Genomic DNA, 18,674 nt, shown 5'->3' with positions numbered 1-18,674 from the left:
TAATTTATGGAGGAACGGCATATGAAGCCAATCAAATTTAATCTACAAGTCGACGGTAAAATTATACGATCGTTTGATGAACTGAAAAGCAATTTTAACATTGATGACGTATATGACCTTTATAATAAGCGGATTTTGCAAAAGTGGCTAAGACTGCAAAACGAATTGGCAATGGCAGAGGCGCTGGACCAAGTACCGACGGAAAATCCTAAGATTGCTATTGAGACGATTCTAACGCTATTTGGCTACGATACCAGAGAAATGCAGACTGAAATTTACGCGCATCTGTATAGTCAGACGCATCGTAAAGAAGTTGCAAGTTCGATCGTAGAGAAGAAGTCTCATTACGAAATCATCGCTAAGCATCATAAAAACTATCTCTTTTTAAAGCAAGCGTTGCATCATTTCAAAATCGTGCATAATTTTCATGAAGTTCAAGGCTTTGATAATTTAACAGCGCATTACGAAGACGAAATGCTCACATCAAAATTTATAGAAGAAGTTCAACGAATGGTTAAGCATTCACTTCATGTGAATCAAAATCGTGCTAGCTCTTCAATCTATGATCGATCTAAAAACGACAGCACCACTTCAGCACAGTGGACAGAAGAGCCAATGACTTCTATTGAGCATTCCTATAGTGCTATTCAAGCGACGGTAAATGAGATTGGAACCAACTATTTGGAACTTCTACGGCTTGATCTTATAACATTTTGTAGTGAGTTCTTTGAAGAAAACCCAATTGTGATTATGGCTTGCTTAATGCATCCTGAAATCCGAGATCTGATAATGGATAATTCACAGATAAAGCCGGTTTTACGAGAGCTATTTGATGAATTAGAGGACTCCAAAACAATGATTAATCTTTTACCCTATTGTAAGTACTACGAGGGAGATACAGAAGGTATGTGGAAGTATCTTGGCGATCCAGACAAACAATACCTTGTCCTTTACATATCGCCTGGACAATCGCGAGTTGGAGAACAGTTGAACTTGAGAGAAGAATACAACTATCTACAAGTAAACGGTCAATATCTGATTTTAAATGGCCTTACATTTAAAAGTGCTTCAGACGAGCAATCAATCGTTTACTTGGAGGCCTGATGATGAGAGATATGATTTTAGAGGTAGGTGCTTACGTAGATGCGCTAAGACCTATTATATATATCCCACATAACGACTTCACTAGTGTTGAAAAAGTGATTAGTCACGTTGCTCGAAACAATTTTAATATCGTTGAATTCAATCACGGTTATGGATATGTTGATTTTCGAACAAAACTTCCGAAAACAAAGTGTTCCCTTAGTGACTTTTTACGGTATGCGGATGACCTGAGTAATGAACCTAGTTTTATAGTTTTAAAAGATGTGCACAAAGAGCTTGATGATTCTGAAGTGCAAGCGCTCCTCAAAAGTATTGCGACAAAAAATCTCTATAAAGAAGACTTTTACTGTACAATTTTTATTCTGAGCACAAACCTTGTGGTCCCGTCAGAACTCGAATCGCTTATGACAATTGTAGAAGTAGGGACACCAGATACTTTTGACATTCAGACACTCATTAAAGACTTTTCGAAAGTTCAGGATATTCATATCGAACCATCGATTATTGATGAAATGACATTATCGTTCAAAGGGCTCAGTGAATTTGAAATCTATCAAATTCTTAATTTAGCCTATCAGTCAAATGGAGAGATTACTGCCGATGACAAAGCGTTGATTTTACGAGAAAAGGAACAGTTCGTAAAAAAATCAGGAATGCTTGAGATCATCAACTTTCAAGAGGATATCGATGATATAGGTGGATTGGAGAACCTGAAAATTTGGTTGAGACGAAAAGGGAAAATCTTTAATCATCTGGATCAAGCGATGAAATCAGGTGTTGATATCCCTAAAGGACTGATGATGGTCGGAATGCCTGGATGTGGAAAGAGTCTTGCTGCTAAAGCCACAGCAAAACTTTTCAATGTCCCTCTATTACGATTAGATATTGGTAAGCTATTTGGAAAATATGTTGGCGAGAGTGAAGATAATATGAGACGTGCACTCAAGACAGCTGAAGCAGTTAGCCCATGTATTCTTTGGGTGGATGAGATTGAAAAAGCCTTTTCAGGAATCGGTGATTCTGGTAGTGGTAATAGTGTCACGACACGCTTATTCGGTACGTTCTTAACCTGGATGCAAGAGAAAGAGTCAACGGTCTTTGTCGTTGCTACAGCAAATGATATTTCGTCGTTACCTCCTGAACTTTTACGGAAAGGCCGTTTTGATGAGTTGTTTTCGGTAAACCTACCAAATAAAGAAGAACGTAGACGCATACTTGATATTCATTTAACAAAGCGGAATAAAAATAATCTAGATATCGATACTATTAAGATCGTAAAGGCGACTGAAGGATTCAATGGGGCAGATCTCGAGTCCGTAGTAAAAGATACGATTGAGAATGTATATCTTGAGGGACGAGATACGTTGAGTACAAATGACCTCTTACATGTCGTGAGTGAAACTAAAGGAATATCAGTATCATTAAAAGATAAAATTAATCAGATTAAAGAGAGTTTAGAGAAATTTGATATTAAACCAGCGAGTATTTTAGACGAGTGAGAATAAATTGAAATACTTATTTTAGTAACGTACAGATTAAAGCGGATCTTTTCAGATGTAACTGAAATCATTATTTCTATGTATCATTTAAGCCTCTGTATCTCGACTAACTGTTGAAGATACAGAGGCTATTCTTTTATCTTGTGAGTGTAGGGCAGCTCTTTAAAATTGTTACACAATGTGTATCACGATAAAGTACGATAGCTTGTATTTTGTATAAGAAAACATGAAACAGAATGGATTCCACTAAAAGGATGGATATCCAATTAATTTGTACGTACAATGTAAATAGATCCATTATTTATAATCTATGTTTGAGTTTGTATGATGGTGAGAAGTAAGCGGATGCGCTTTAAACTGAATAAAGTTGAAGCGGAGTTGTAGGTAGAAAGATTTATTTTTGCATCTGTCATTAATACTGTAATCGTACATAAAATAATTGTTTTACGTAGCGATGGAGATGTTTGTCAAATAACTAATACCGCTATAAGTACAACCTTACTAAGAATGAGGAGTGAGAAGGACATGTTCGATCCAAAGAAGCTACTAAAACAAAGTAACTTATCAAAGCAGCTTGGGAAAGTATCAAAAATGGTAGAAGGTACAAAAGAAATTGTAGATAGCACAAAAGAGATCGCTAGTAGTAAAATATTTGATCGAGATATTAAGAAGAAGTTGGATGCGCGGTCAGTGCGTCAACTTAGATCGGATCTTTTAAAAAAAATTGACGATATTAGAAGTAGCGGACAGTGGGATACGGTCACGTTGCAACGTATCCAAGACATAGAGAATGTTGTTCAAAAATCATTACTTAAACCGAAACTTGCCATCGTTGGTATGTCGGATGTAGGGAAAAGTCATTTGACTAACGCTTTATTAGGTACATCAAAAATACCTTCGGATTGGTCACCGATGACATCCATCAATATCTATATAAAGCATATTGAGGATAGACCTGAATTTTTAACAGAAGAGGTCATCATCTTCTCTGGAGAAAAGAATGGATTTGATATTAACCGTGTGGATGAACGCGAGTATGCAGAAAATCGCGTTTTAATGACGGGGAATGAAGAACTTTTGGTTACGTACGCAACACGGATGTCTGATATAGAGTCAGGGGAACATGAGACGAAAGCTGCTGTCGTTTATCTAGATAGTCCAATTCTTAAGCGGTGCGATATTATCGATGTTCCGGGATTCGGTACCGGCGATCGGGTGTCAGATGATCAATATGCTCAAGAATCTCGACAGATTGCAGACATCATTCTCTACATGTCAGTATCAAATGCCTTCATGAGAGGCACAGATATTTCGTTCTTAAAGAATACAATTGATACACTTCCTTTTATTAAGGGACTCGATAAACCGTTAGCTAATCTATTCGTACTTGCATCACAATCACATATTATCGGTGATGAGATGAAAGTGAATCAAATTTTAGATGCGGGGATGAAACGTTTTTATCGCTCTGTACCGACAGAAGAGTGGTCATCCTATTCAATGGCGAGAAACCTGGAATATTCTGAAGCTAATATTAGAGAGCGCTGTTATCCATACACAACGAATGATGAGAAAGTTCGTAATTACTTCGAGATGGAGTTAATTCAATTGCTAGATGCGTTACCTTCGCTAATTGAAACGCAAACACGTTTGACAATTAAAGAAATGATTCAAGAGCAACGCTCTCTTATTGAAAATGAAATTCGAAAACACGAGGCTGTTATGTCTGATCGGAAAAAATATAGTGAGCAGTTGCATGTTCTAGAAATGGCAGAGCCAGAACGTAAACTGAATGAAAAGAAAGAACGTGCCAAAGTTCAACGGTTTATCGAGGGATTGAAAGACGAAGATATCTTTCGATTCAGCCAAGAGTATGCAGACGTTATGGACTCGCAAAAAATCGTGAGTCGTATTGAAGAAGCAGATTTATCGAAAGATAAAGAAGGACAAAATGAATTAGTAAATCTTCTCTCAAATGATTTGAAATTTCGTTTAAACCAGACATTAGAAAAGTCTACTGAGAAATTCATTCAGCGAGTGGATGGCTACGTAGGAAATTTTGAAAACAGCTTAGAGTTCGCATCACTCGGATCTGCCGAATTAAATATCTCATTCAATATTAAAAGCGCTTTTGTAGGTGGCGCGGTAGGTGCTGCTGCATTTGGTGGAATGGCCTTTTATGCAGCAAGTTTAGGAAATTTAGGTGGATATATCTTAGTTGCGCAAGGAGCTGGCATTCTCAGCTCTTTAGGAGTAAATGTAGGTATATTCGGTGGAATGTCCGGAATTATGAGTGGAGTTTCACTTATTGGCGGACCCGTTACGTTAGGAATCGTACTAACAGCAGCTATCGGATTTTCGGTATATAAACTCTTATCGAATAATGACTGGAGAGTCAGTTTAGCGAAAGCGATACGCAAAGAATTCGATAAGCAAAATGTAGAAAATCAATTTATCGACAGCATCGTGAAGTATTGGAACGATACTCAGATCGGTTTTGATACAGGTGCGAAAGAGCTTGAGAAAGAATGGGCACTGCGCATGAAGAATACGAGGGCTGAGGTTGAAAGTAAAGATACTTCTGAAATTGAACGAAAGATTGAAATCTTGACGAGCTACAAGAGAAGTTTACATTCACTAACTAAATTGATTGATTAAGACTACAGTATATGGTCTAGAATACAAAAGAATAAAGTATACTCGAAATAATCAATGAAACTACTGAAGAAAGAAAAGTCCTTCCACCAATCATGATGGGAGGACTTTTCTTACGACTTTCTTGAAAATAATTTTTTAAAAATAAAAGATCCTTTACCTTACGAATAGATAAAAAGTGTATACATAGCTAGAACTCAATCAAGATTCTCTATATCTTGATGGGAAGTTGAGCGGTTCTCGTTTATAACATCCTGCTTCTGGAATAGTTTCAGGATTAAGTATAAAAACAAAGACTTAAAGAACGACAATAAAATCAATGTCAATGCGGATGCGATCTCTAGCTTTTCATCAAAAAAGATTATGTTAAGTGTCAAAAAAAAAGATAGATGGATGATGAAAACAATTTTATACACATTCTCAAAATGATGTATACCTTTCGACGTCGAAGTTACTTTTTTAAGTGAATGTGTTTTCTAATTAGAAAAGTTTTCTTTGATTACATAATAATACTGAGTGACTTTAGGGTTTATATTGATCGAATATTCATTTAGTGCATTAGGGAGTCAATTCTTTCTACAAATCTTTTCTAAATCAAATAGAGTCTACGGAAATCAACTATTTGATGTACTCTTACTCGATAAATTGATATGTATACTTCAAGTAAAAGAAAGATCTCAAACACTATTCTAATAATAAGAACTTATGTTTTTATTATTCTGAAATTTTTTTGGAAAACTAATTTTTATAAGGTCAATCATTTTGTATGAGAATTAGTAAATGTATCGTTTTTACAGTCTAATTAATATTTTTCACATCTAAATTAGTACTTTCAAGAATCTAATTTCCATGAATGAAAAAGGATAAAATTAATATAAAAGATTACTTGGTAAAATAAGGATAATAAAAGGGGTCGAAATGATTTTACTCAAGATCTATTTCTCTATATTAAGGAAGAACTATAGCACGGATACAATAAAATTTATTGATATAGATAATATTAGATAGTAAATCATAAATATCGTTTTTTTTACTTATATAGAAAGAATGTAAAAGCAATGATGAATCATGATTCGTATGCTCTGAATAATTGCTAAAAAAATTGAAAAAGTACGTAAGTCCTTACATGACTTAAGCTCACTCTTTTAATCAAAAATTTGATAAGGAATCACTTTTATATGGAACGATAGTGTCTCTATACTTTTTTATTATTAATGAGAGTGAGAAAAGAATTAAATACTATACGTGGAGGAAGATACTCATGAATTGTTGTGTATGTAATACAAAATTAGAATACTACCTCATAGATGCGGAAGAAAATGTTTACTGCTCTGAAAAATGTTTTGCCACTACATTACCTACATGTACGGTCTGTCATGAATCGATGGAGAATTGGATTACCAGCGATGGTGCAAACTATTGTAGCGAATCCTGTATTGAAGCTTCGCTGGATAGCTGTGAAATATGTGCAATGAAGTTACGAGAATGGATCGAGGTAAAAGGGAAAAAGTATTGTTCAGAATCATGTCTCGAAAAGACACTTGATTGCTGTAATGTATGTAATAATCCTTTGCATGAGTGGATAGAATCAGAAGGAGATAAATATTGCTCCGAGAGTTGCTTTAAATCTACATGGCCGGATTGTGCAATTTGTGGATGTAAAATGGACAAATGGACTGAAAGTGAAGGAGATAAATATTGCTCCGAGAGCTGTTTTACAATGAGTCTTCCGTCTTGCATAGAATGTGGGACGCGGAAACAGGAATGGTTGCGTACTGATGACGATCGAATTTATTGTGGAGAAACTTGCTATATGGAGAGTCTTCCTTCTTGCGTCGAATGTGGTAATCATTCTATGAAGTGGATCGTAGCAGACGATCAGGTATATTGCTCTAATGATTGTTTAACTGAAAGTGCACCATCTTGTGTAATATGTGGGACAAAATCATTGCATTGGATAGAAGCAGATGATGCAACTTACTGTAACACTACTTGTTATCAATCTGATTTGCCAAAATGTAAGGTATGTGGGGAGTCTATGGAGCAATGGTATGTTTCGGACGAAGAAAAATATTGTTCCGTTGCTTGTCATAATCAAACGCTCGATCCATGTATGAACTGTGGTAAACCGTTACATGAATGGATAGTAACTAACGACGGTCGCAAATATTGTGACGAGACATGTTTTGAAGAAAGCACAAGCAAAGTAAATGGTCTTTTACTGTTAAGCGAAGTGACCGGCCTCTTCCCTGATGAAATACTAGCCATCAATATGAAAGAGGGATGGACAACAGAAGAGTTCGCAACTACTGTTGATGCGTTCTTGGAAGTATTAGAAACAGGAACATCTCTCGCTCCTTCAACTGCGCTTGCCTTCAAAAATGCCGGTGTATTCGATCGTTTATATACCAATCTTTCCTCTTATAATACGATGAGAGGTGGCACGAGCGGGTTCAAGGGATTCGTTTTTGAAGAATTACATGCTGCCCATGCATCTGTGAATGGAGTACCGACTACCGTACTCTCTAATAATGGAGCAGCTGACTTTATGATTGTTAATTTGGATGGTACGCGTACTCTTGGACAGGCAAAGTTAGGATACAATACTTCGGTGGTTGATTGGTCGAAATATAAGGGACAGACTATTGTAATTGATAAAGGAAATCAGAAGCTACTTGAGAGTGCGAGAGCAGCCGGAATGGATGTCATTGAGTCCAACATAAGTAACAAGCAGGCAACCTCTATTGCGAAGATGCTACAGGCAGAGAGTCATTTAAGAGTAATCAGAAACGCGCCGATTACAGCAAGAGTGATTTCTATGCACCAATCGGGTGTAGTGACAGCAAAAAAAGGTGGACTATTTGGTGCTGGATTTAGTCTAGGTGGTAACATGGTGGACTTAATAAGTGGAGAAAAAGATCTGAAAGAGGCTGGAATGTCTGTTTCGAAAGACGTAGCTCTTGCGACGGCGACGAGCTATGCTACGGGCATGTTGGCCGCTACGCCTCTCGGTGTTGGAATTTCGACTGCCGCTACTGGAGCGGGAACGTATTTAGCAGGTACAATGATTGGGGCAGCAGTTGTAGGGGGAGCTAGTGCTGTGACGGGAAGTCTTGCAGCTTCTTCTGTCGGAACAATTGTTGCGACAGGAACAGCAACATTAGCAACAACAGCAATCGGAACTGCTGTTGCTTCAAGTGTATTAGGAGGGGCCGTTATAGCAGCGGCTCCAGTTGTAGCTGCTGGGGTAGTATTTGGAGGGCTAGTTAAATTCGGCAAGAAATTACTTGGGAGGTAATTTTATATACCGGTTTTAACTGTATGTAAGAAGTCTGAGAGAGTAACTTGTAACGAGTTGCTCTTTCAGATTTTTCAATATCGTATTTTACTATAGAGTGGTTACCATCAATGAGATACTGATACTGGAAAAGCTCTAGAATGAACAGAAGGAAAAGAGACTCGAAAAGCGGCACCATAATAAGCGTGTATGATGAATAGATAGTAGTCTTGTTATTTTATTGACAATTATATACATAATATTACATAATAAAAAATAGACAATTTGAGTAAGGAGACAACAATTATGAAAAAAATTGTAGCACCGTTATTAGTAACAGCCTCTTTTTTGGTTGGTGGAGGTGGTCTGGTAAACCCTGAATTAGCTCATGCAACATCTAAGACGAATCAATCGGTTAAAACTACGAGTGCGTATAAAACAATAACTGATTTAAATTTACGTTCGGGAGCAAGCAAAAACCATAAAAAAATATTAACAATCCCTAAAGGTCAAACTGTTAAGTATATTTCAAAATCAGGTTCTTGGTACAAAATCTCTTACAAAGGGCAAACGGGGTACGCGCTGAGCTCTTACCTGAAAAAAATAAGTACTCATAAAACAACTACTACGTATAAAACAATAACTAATCTAAATTTACGTTCAGGAGCAGGCACAAGTCATAAAAAACTATTAACAATTCCTAAAGGTCAGGTTGTTAAATATATCTCAAAATCAGGTTCGTGGTATAAAGTTTCTTACAAAGGGAAAACAGGATATGTGTTAAGTTCTTATCTGAAAAAAATACAGCAATCAAATAAAGTACCAGCAAATACAAATTGGATTTCAAAAACTTCTGCGGAAAAAATTTTAATAAAAGAAGAATATAAGAAACGAACAGATCGGTCCTATGTATATGAACGGTACGATGAAGTCGTAATAGAAGTTTTATTTTATGGATTTAGTTCTGCCAAGGCTGATTTAATTATTCAACCGCTTCAATATCTTAGTGCACTAGATCCTGATATTTCTGAAGTTGGTGAAGAAAATTATAAAGAATGGAAAAAAGTGTTGGAGATTTTTAATAAAAAAATTACGACGTATGCCATCACTCAGATCGATGAAAAATACGCCAACGATTTGTTGAAAGAAGTACAAAACTTCGCTCTTACTTCCAAACGAAAAGATGTCGTTGTTAAAAGAATTGGTGGAAAGGACTTTGTATTTAAAAATACAGGTGAGTTTAGGATTGAACCAAAATAATTAAGAGAAAAATATGATAATTTCTATTTTAAAAATAATGAAGAACAAAGACTATTTTGAAAATGATTTGCAGACTTAGGTCGACCTTGAACATTCACTCCTAGCCATAAGAAATGTGATTTTGAGTCTCGAGAGTGTCGAGAATTGGGTACTTCAAGCCGTATGGACGTATACACATGATTCACTCATGCCTCCGTCGTCATGTTCATCTCTATATCTGCACGATGAAATCATAGTTCAGAAACAAAAGATTGTTTGATTAGAAAGAGTCAATGATATCTTAAATACCCGTCCATATCTCTTATTAATATATTTCCAACTTTCATGATCAGCAAGGAGGTCGAGACGGCGCGACACCTTAAAAAGAGCATCTACTTTACAGAAATATTCTGTCGAAGTAGATGCTCTTTCGTCTTGAGAGGGGCTGGATCAGATTTTGAAACGATTCGTCCCTTTCTCCAGGACGTCCGTCGTCTCGTTCAGCGTGATGACCAGGTCATGTAGCGAAGTGATGGTACCGATCATCTGCTCTGATGCCGCAGCGACCTCCTCGTTCCCTGCAGTGTGCTCCTCGGCGACGGAGGCGATCTCGCCTAACGCGTGACGGATGCGGTTTTCGGATTGTAGCACGTTCTCCATTTGGAGTGCCATGTGTTTCGTGGATTGGGAGACGACCTCGACGTGTTCCGTCAATCGACTGAAGGACTGATCCGTTTCGAGAATGGACTTCTTGCCCGCTTCTGTCTCGTTGACTGTTTCAGTGAAACTTCTTTCCATTGAACGAGTACTGACGAGAACGTTGTTAACGATCGATGAGATTTGACTGACGTTATCCGCGACGTGCATGGAGAGATTTTTCACCTCGGAGGCAACGACGGCGAATCCTTTTCCTTGTTCACCCGCGCGTGCCGCTTCGATCGCGGCGTTCAGGGCGAGCAGGTTCGTCTGTTCAGAGATATCACGGATGATAGAGATGAGACCTTGGATCTCTTCGGATTGTCGATTCAATTCCTGTATCTGGTGCGTCGAATCTTGAACATGCTGATGGATGATGTTCATCCGCTCGACGGACCGATGCATATGGGAACGGCCTTCGCGAGTCAGATTGTCCATCTCGACTGTCGCGATGTTGATATCATGGCTAACTTCGTCTGTGCTCCGAATCAAGTCGGCGAACGCGTTCATCTCCTCGTTGAGGGAGTGGGTGACGTGGGTCTGGCTCTCGGTACCGACGGCAATCTCCGTCATCATGTGCGCGATCTGCCGTGATCCATCGAGAATCTCTTGAGAGCTCGAGTCGATGGTCTCGCTGGTACGAGTGATCAACGTAGAGGTCTTCTTAATCTCGCCGATCATCGTATTTAGCATGTCGTTCATACCTTGCATCGATACGGCGAGGGCATGAATCTCATCGTTCGCTCCCACCTTCAGGTCACGCAGGCGATGAGCGGCATTGTTCAAGTCACCTTTCGTGATGAATTGGGCAACCTCTTGCAACGTACGGATCGGGTTGAGCTTACGCATAAGGATGAAGCGTAGGAAGAGGAGCGTGATCCCGAAAAAGATGACAAGACCTAGAAAGAAGAGTGGGAAGTTTTGTTTGGCGAGTGCCATCGTTAACGCATGGACCTCGTCCGCAGAGATGTCGCTACCGAGAATACCGATGACGTCACCATCAGTAGCCTTGATCGGGACGAAGACGCTGATGTATTTTCCATATTTCTTATCTTCGATGATGTCGGTCGCATGTGTCTTCCCGGATAGAACGTCTTTCACGTCTTTGAGGGAAGCACCAGTCGACACCTCACCAATGTTGCTCGCGTTTTCGGAAGAATTTCCGTCCACCATGAGCTTGACCCGACCGTCCTCTACAAGTACCGTGTATGTGTAGAGAAGACCGTTTTGCTGACGGATTTTGTCTAGTTGAGAGCGAAGCTCGTCGTAGTCCTCCCCTTTTTCGGGTCGAGCGAGGAAACGCTCATATGTTGTAGGATCAATCTGGCCAGCGATACGTTGTGCATCTTGGATGGCTGTCTTCTTGAGTGTGGAGAGGGCGGTCTGGGTGGTGTTAAGATAGAGTGTGATGCTACTGAACAAGAAAAATAGAAGCAGGATGATACCGATGATGAGGGAGAGTCTGTTCCTTAATGAATGCTTACGTTTGCTGTGCATAAGAGAGTCCACCTGATTTTTTTCCATACAGACAGTAGTATCAGCACTTGCTGCCGGTTGTTTAGGTTTTGATCAGAAGTAAAAATTTTTAGAAAGTTAATAAATGTAAAGTCTTGTGTAAATACAATCCATCATCAAAAAACGTCCATCTAATACGCTCAAGATTTTGGGAAGTCGGTTCATGTCCTCTATGAGACATGTGATAGGACTATGTCTCATAAAGGACATGAGGATGGACCGGAGCACCACGGATTCGAGGAGACGCAGCGGGATTTAGATGGATACGTCTCCGATATTGTGCTTCTGGTCGGCAGGAATCATGCCTACCGCCAAAGACTAGGACGAATGATGCATGGGAATTGTATACGTTTCGACGTCGAAATTTGTCCCAGTGTCATCAAGGAGTTCGGATTACAAAATTGTAAGGTTGAATCACAAAGAAAAAATATCATTTTCTAGTTTAGTTATCTAGTTGTCTGCCGAATTCAAATTGTCGAGAACACAAGAACTATTATTTCGATGAATGGGAGCGACATGAAGCGAAAAACATGATTTGGTCGCAAATGATTCTCCTACCTTTCTATACTGTAAGTAGCAGTCGATGATGATGTTACGATCGTTCGGTATGGAAAACGATTCTGAGGACAACGATTTCAGCATCGAGGCGAACAGCGACGAGAGAAGTCTGTGTGTCCGTCACCCGGTCAAGTGCACCAAAAAGAAGAGCGATTCTGAGACTGCCGTGGAACAGGCTGAAAAATACTACAACAGCTCGGTCCACTACAATGGTAATGGGGACGCATTCCGACATGCCTATTGGAATGCGTTGATAGTGAAGTCCATCTCAGCTAAATATGCGAAATTCTTCGCGGATGCCCATGAATACGGAGCAGATAACCAACCAGCGATCGAAAGACAGATGGATCTGCACAATAACCGACTGGGCCAATACATCGCAGAAACGTCGAGCTCGGCTAAAAAGATGAAGGAAGCGATCACTGCTGGAAAAGCGTACGAATTTCACAAGGCAAACTGGTCGATACGAATTCATCCGGATTGAAGTGAGCCCTATGCCCGTTTGAACGTCCTGGAAGTCGACGCATGCGTATAATGGATAGCCTGTTCCCATGAACGCACTTTGCCAGAGAGGCCAGGAAGGTTGACTGGATACTTCTGGTTCAGAAAGAGCATCCATGTTTTCTTGTCGATGAACCAATCCCTGAATGGTGCACACTATCCCAATTCTTTTTTTGCTCAAAGACATCGGACGTACCACGACTATCCGAAATTCTGTCGTCCATAACAGCAGTATTTCAGATGGTCGTCCTTTTCCCTCTTTTTGTAAAATGAGGATTGATTCCCTTCGATTCCTGATAAACTAATCATATAGTAAAAAAATGTATGTCAGAGGTGCTGGAGTTGTTGAAGGACGAGAAGAAATATAGAGCATTACATCAGTTCGATTCGATCAAACGAATATTGAGTCAGGAGTATGAGGCGATCGGTAAGGGACATGCAGCTGAATCGATTCGACAATGCAGTCGAGTCGTTCTAGAGCACCAATGCGATAAACACGTCGATCAAAAGAAGACGAGCATACAATATTGTAAGAATCGGTATTGTCCGACATGTACGGTCCATCGTTCCCATCTTATCGGTCAAGAGTTACATCAAGCAATCGATTGGCTACATCTACATAGTGTCCGCCATGAGAATTGGATTTTTTTAACCCTGACCATTCGAAATAGTGATGGTGATGGGTTGGGTGGCCAGATCGACACGATGATGCAGAGTTGGCAACGATTTTCGCAGCGCCAAGCATTCCGCTCCGTCGTGAAAGGATGGTTTCGAGCATTAGAGGTCACTTACAATGAAAGTGAGCGGACATTCCATCCGCATTTTCATGTATTGATCAATGTACCGCCTTCTTATTTTTCAGGAAAGTACTACTTGTCACAGGCGGTGTGGATGCGTTTGTGGAAAGAGAGCCTAGGTGTTTCATATGATCCAGTGGTGGACGTACGACGTGTTCGTTCCTCGAGAGCCAACACGAAAAATGCATTAACACGTGCAATCCTAGAGGTTTGTAAATATCCAATGAAAATGTCCGATTTGAATAGCATCATGAGACATAAGGCATTCGTTTCATTCGAGAAGGCCCTGTTCAAAAGACGCCTCATCGCATTTGGAGGGAACCTTAAAGAATCTTTACAACATATTCGCTCAGTTCATGTTTCAAAAGATAAGATGACATCTTGCGAGGTCTGTGGATCGAACTTACATCCACATGTTTATGTATGGTCTGAAGAGACGAGACGATATCAGAATTATTCATAATGTATCAAGGAAAGGAACGTCCGGTTGATCCCGTAGACATATCCTTTCCTTTTTTGTGTTCTCAAAAAGTGGGCAGGTATGCTGCCCGATTAGAGGGATGAGTCCTGGTGATTCAGTTTTGCACGCCCGTTAACGTATAGGTTACGGCTGACCGCCGTGCGAATGGTGAAATTTGAAAGGAGTAAACTAATGTCTATGAACCAACTATCTGAGTCATCCAGGGATATCACAAGGTCTATGCACGATGAACTAGAACGATTCTTTCCACAACCGGTGCATGTACTCACGCGTCGTCGTACTTCTCTCGGACTTCAGCCTGCCAATCGTCATTTTACGTATCATCAGTGGATGGATCGTGTCTTACCAGCACGTCCTCGTTATGTCGGTGAAGAAATGAAGAAAGCGATCCGTCATATCTTCCCGTCGAATAGTCCGATCGTTGAGACCGAGTTCGCTCGTCTGTTCCGAGACTATTTGAATCAGGATCGTACGATTCTCGAACACTTCCCTGCCGCAGCCGTTCAGCAGATGCGTATCCAATATGACATCTATCTGCGCACACTAACCGACGCGGTGCCCCCAGTTGATTATGAGACGGTATTCCAAGTGGTCGTCCGATACCTCGAGCACCCGGTCTCCAGTCTTCCACAATCCGTAATGTTTATTCCGGATTACGAGGTGCTGCTCGGTCTACCACAAAAGAACCATAACGCTATCATGTTTGTCGAGACATTGATCCGTTGGTACGTCGAACATGATCGTCCAATCTTCACGTTATATTGCGGACGACTACGCCATCATCATCAAGGAGGTGCTACAGATTATGCGACAGTCAATCACTTTATCAAGACATGCCATCGAGCGTTTTGAGCAACGAATCGGTGCGGAGTTCTCGATATATGAGATAAAACGATTCATCTATCGAGAACTCAATAATTGGCCTATTTCCTATTCTATGCGTGGTCGCGATTACTACATCTTGGCCGACGTAACATATGTACTGTCGAATCGACATGTCATCACGTTGTATATGAACCAACACGTGTGATACATAGGACGTGTCTTTGATGTTGATCTACTGGAAAAGCGATTATCGTTGGTGTAACTCGTATCAGTGTATATCCGTCAGTCAGAGATACGTCTTATTTATATATATAGAATGCATGTACTAGAGTTGGACCGAGAATTATCATCGGATTGCTCAAAAAGAAGCGGCGAAATCAATAGAGGAAAAGTAAAAAAAGAGTCCATAAGTTCTGCTGAAGAAGTTGGGAAAGAAATGAACTGGAGTTTGGAAGCAGCAAAAAGTTATGAAAGAAGTGACACTAAATAAACTGTACAATGATCACGAAACTCTGCTATCGATCTTTAACTTAAAAGAATTTAGTATCATCGCTTTTAACGAAGAGATTGAGAAAGGTGAAGATCCCGATTACGATTTGATATAATGTGATCTTAGTAGAACAGTAAATACAGAAAACCTACATCTTTTTGATGTAGGTTCAGACTGAAGACAAAGTGCAATTTTTCTCTAACGAGAAGGGTTGCGCTTTTTTGCTCGTCTTGAATCGTTTTCCTGAGACAAGCATTACATCACTTTTATACGTTCGGCAAAAACTACGTCCGGTGTTTTCAAAATACAGACGTCTTTGAGAGTAATTTTTATTGAGTCCTCACGTAAGGAGTCGAAGCCGGGCTCGTATTAGAGGCGAACGACGTGCATGAGAAGGACGACTCGTTCACTTTGATGTTTTCCGGTGAAGGGGGAATCGATGTCCAAACCTTGAGCGGAAAATTACCAATGGTTATTGCGAGGCTGGGAAGCGTACAAGGTATACCAGTCATCTTGTTTGGGGGAAGCCTCGACATCCCGGCAGACGAATTGGTGGGAACCGGAATTGTTTCGGCACATTCCATCGCCTCTGGACCGATGCGTCTTGAGGACATGATGATTTCTGACATCGCGTTTCATGCGTTAAAGGAAAAGGCAGCTCACTGTTATCTGTTTTGGAAATCGCTACAGAAAGGATGAGTCATATGATATTGAAGATGAAACCTGTGTTCCAAGAACGACTATGGGGAGGTGAGAAACTCGCATCACGATTCAACTACTCCCTTCCCTCTGACAGGATAGGTGAATGTTGGGGAGTGTCCGCTCATCCTCATGGTGAAAGTATTGTCGCAGAAGGAGAGTGTGCAGGACATTCATTATCAGACCTTTGGAAGAACGAACGACATCTTTTCGGAAAATACACGGACGACGCCTTTCCGTTACTCATCAAAATTCTAGATGCAGCAGACGATCTTTCCGTCCAAGTCCATCCGAATGACGCCCAGGCACAGGAGCTGGAAGGAGTCCCATACGGTAAGACGGAATGTTGGTATGTAGTGGAGGCAGAAGAGGGAGCAGAACTGATCATCGGTCATACCGCAAGATCAGAAAATGAATTATTGGATCATATTAACAACGGAGAATGGGATCGATTACTAACGCGTCAACCTGTTACGAAGGGAGATTTCATCTTCGTTCCGAGTGGGACGGTCTATGCCATCGGAGAGGGCATCGTGATTCTAGAGACTCAACAATCCTCTGACACGACATATCGAATGCACGACTTCGATCGAACTGATGAATCTGGACAGACACGTGAAATAAATCTCGATAAGGCGATGACCGTTACGACCATCCCGCAAGAAGTCGTCATGCCTGAAGTGAAGGCGAAACAGATGAAGACTGCACAGATTAAGAGATTAGTACAAGTTCCCGAATTTAACGTCTATCATGTCCGAGCTACGACTGGATTCAAGTTAAGAGGGATCGAACGCTTCCGCGCTCTGACAATCTTAAGCGGTAAAGGATCGATTGGATCGCTCGAAGTCAACACTGGAGATCATCTTATGCTGACGAAAGGAACTTCCTATCGTATCAAAGGTGACTTGGAATGGATCATGAGCGATGTGCCTTTTACTTCGTCTACTTGATCGTGCAGTCTATTAAATCACTATTAGTTGACCACTTGAGAAAAAAGATACTCAGCTCAAAAAATGATTAAAACGTGTGTGTTTTGATGAAAAGTGCATACGTTTTAATCATTTTTTGAAAAATATTTAAGATCCATAGGAATCATGGCTTCATTAATCATACTTTCGATAAATTAAACGATCTACATTGGGATTTTGTGTCGATATAACTTAATTTCTATTGAAATATAGTTACAAAGGTTTAGATAATTATATATTTAGTTCGAATTAACCAATTGAATAAAAAATAAACACAACTTATTGACCATTTTTAAAACAAAATTCAAATGGTAATATTATACATAATAAAAAGGGGGATAATATCAATGTTTGGTAAAGTTTTAACATCTTTAGTTTTATCCACATCGATTTTTAGTTCACTCGCGCCTGCACAAACTGAAGCGGCACTGAAATACAAAGCCGGGGATATTCTGATTACTGAAAGTACATCTTCATTTGGATTGACAGGGCATACAGGTATAATGCTTAATGGTAGTACTGCTTTACATATTCAAAAACCGGGTACATATCCAAAAAAAAATCTCAATTAAAAGCTGGTTGAAGAAATATCCGAAAACGAAAGTCGTTAGACCGAAATCTGACACACTTGGTCCAAAGGCAGCAAAAAAAGCAGCCTCATCATTTGTTGACAAAAAAATTGGATACAGAATTACAATGGGTCCTACGAGTATCAAATATACCTATTGTTCAGAAATCGTATGGTATTCATACTATAAAGCCGGTAAGAAATTCATGATATATCATCAAGGTAGCGACCATGTACCCGCTTATTGGATGGAACCAAGTATTATTAAACCTTATGACTTCATAAACGAGCATTATCTCGCTCATAACGGATTTAAATTCGTCGATAATAAATGGTAAAAAGTATTTGATATAGTCAGGAGTGTTCAAATTATGTTTAAGAGTTTTATGGATAGCATAGATCCATTCGTGTTTCAGCTGATTCTCGTACCGATTTTTACGATTGGTCTAGGAGTTCTATTCTCATTCCTTATGAAAAGAATTTGGATTGGTCCTCTCGTTACATTGACTTTAAATATGGTGATTGAATTAGCCGTATCGACGCTTTACCCTGAAGGTACTCATTTTTCCTTTTCTTCATGGAACATCATTCTACCAATAGTATCTTTCGTCATTTCATTCGTTCTCCTTAAAACGACTAAAGCTGCAAGACGTGTTTGAAAGTTCAGATGAGATTAAATTTAATTTAATTAGGTTCTCCTAAACTATTTAGTCATGACGAATTGTAATATTAAGTGCAACACCTAGCTGAAAACACAAAAAAACCCATAACGACCTCGTGTAGAATAGAGTTACCACACAAA

The 18,674-nt window shown here is 39.7% G+C and carries 13 protein-coding genes and 1 pseudogene; 13 read left to right on the top strand and 1 reads right to left on the bottom strand.

Annotated features, from left to right (window positions below):
• The first annotated feature begins 21 nt into the window (after positions 1-21).
• The 5 genes from KNQ14_RS15330 (at position 22) to KNQ14_RS15310 (ending at position 9,795) form a co-directional block, all read left to right on the top strand.
• A complete protein-coding gene (locus KNQ14_RS15330) occupies positions 22-1,104 on the top strand; it encodes a hypothetical protein (protein WP_214861662.1) in 1,083 nt (360 codons plus the stop codon).
• A 2-nt stretch (positions 1,105-1,106) separates the two neighbouring features.
• Entirely contained in the window at positions 1,107-2,603 is a 1,497-nt protein-coding gene (locus KNQ14_RS15325; RefSeq protein ID WP_214861660.1) for an AAA family ATPase, read from the top strand.
• A gap of 525 nt (positions 2,604-3,128) precedes the next feature.
• On the top strand, positions 3,129-5,261 hold the full coding sequence (locus tag KNQ14_RS15320; RefSeq protein ID WP_214861658.1) for a dynamin family protein: 2,133 nt from the start codon (positions 3,129-3,131) through the stop codon (positions 5,259-5,261).
• Positions 5,262-6,519: 1,258 nt separating this feature from the next.
• On the top strand, positions 6,520-8,556 hold the full coding sequence (locus KNQ14_RS15315; protein WP_214861656.1) for a hypothetical protein: 2,037 nt from the start codon (positions 6,520-6,522) through the stop codon (positions 8,554-8,556).
• Positions 8,557-8,841: 285 nt separating this feature from the next.
• On the top strand, positions 8,842-9,795 hold the full coding sequence (locus KNQ14_RS15310) for an SH3 domain-containing protein (RefSeq protein WP_214861654.1): 954 nt from the start codon (positions 8,842-8,844) through the stop codon (positions 9,793-9,795).
• A gap of 429 nt (positions 9,796-10,224) precedes the next feature.
• On the opposite strand, the gene KNQ14_RS15305 is transcribed toward KNQ14_RS15310, so the two are convergent.
• Positions 10,225-11,967 carry a methyl-accepting chemotaxis protein gene (locus KNQ14_RS15305; RefSeq protein WP_214861652.1) on the bottom strand — a complete coding sequence of 581 codons (1,743 nt, stop codon included), beginning with the start codon at positions 11,965-11,967 and terminating at the stop codon, positions 10,225-10,227.
• Positions 11,968-12,568: 601 nt separating this feature from the next.
• On the opposite strand from KNQ14_RS15305, the gene KNQ14_RS15300 reads away from it, so the two are divergent.
• From KNQ14_RS15300 to KNQ14_RS15265, 8 genes and pseudogenes are all read left to right on the top strand, one after another.
• Positions 12,569-13,027 (top strand): DUF6973 domain-containing protein, encoded by a 459-nt coding sequence (locus KNQ14_RS15300; protein WP_214861650.1) that lies wholly within the window; start codon positions 12,569-12,571, stop codon positions 13,025-13,027.
• 341 nt (positions 13,028-13,368) lie between these two features.
• Positions 13,369-14,304 (top strand): protein rep, encoded by a 936-nt coding sequence (locus KNQ14_RS15295; protein WP_214861648.1) that lies wholly within the window; start codon positions 13,369-13,371, stop codon positions 14,302-14,304.
• Between the two features lie 237 nt (positions 14,305-14,541).
• Entirely contained in the window at positions 14,542-15,174 is a 633-nt protein-coding gene (locus KNQ14_RS15290) for a hypothetical protein (protein ID WP_214861646.1), read from the top strand.
• Entirely contained in the window at positions 15,128-15,352 is a 225-nt protein-coding gene (locus KNQ14_RS15285; protein ID WP_214861644.1) for a hypothetical protein, read from the top strand. Before KNQ14_RS15290 ends, KNQ14_RS15285 begins: the two co-directional genes overlap by 47 nt.
• Positions 15,353-15,478: 126 nt before the next feature.
• Entirely contained in the window at positions 15,479-15,637 is a 159-nt protein-coding gene (locus KNQ14_RS15280; protein WP_214861642.1) for a hypothetical protein, read from the top strand.
• A gap of 372 nt (positions 15,638-16,009) precedes the next feature.
• Positions 16,010-16,336 (top strand): annotated as a pseudogene (locus tag KNQ14_RS15275) (glycerate kinase); the annotation flags it as partial.
• Positions 16,333-17,286, top strand: coding sequence for a type I phosphomannose isomerase catalytic subunit (locus tag KNQ14_RS15270; protein WP_371743365.1), 954 nt, complete (start codon positions 16,333-16,335; stop codon positions 17,284-17,286). The pseudogene KNQ14_RS15275 and the gene KNQ14_RS15270, both read left to right, overlap by 4 nt.
• Positions 17,287-17,651: 365 nt before the next feature.
• Positions 17,652-17,876 carry a hypothetical protein gene (locus tag KNQ14_RS15265; RefSeq protein ID WP_214861636.1) on the top strand — a complete coding sequence of 75 codons (225 nt, stop codon included), beginning with the start codon at positions 17,652-17,654 and terminating at the stop codon, positions 17,874-17,876.
• Positions 17,877-18,674: the final 798 nt, after the last annotated feature.

The organism is Exiguobacterium sp. s161 (assembly GCF_018619045.1).
Taxonomy (GTDB): Bacteria; Bacillota; Bacilli; order Exiguobacteriales; family Exiguobacteriaceae; genus Exiguobacterium_A; species Exiguobacterium_A indicum.
The sequence above is the reverse complement of the archived record's forward strand: the minus strand, read 5'-3'. Positions and strand labels throughout refer to the sequence as shown.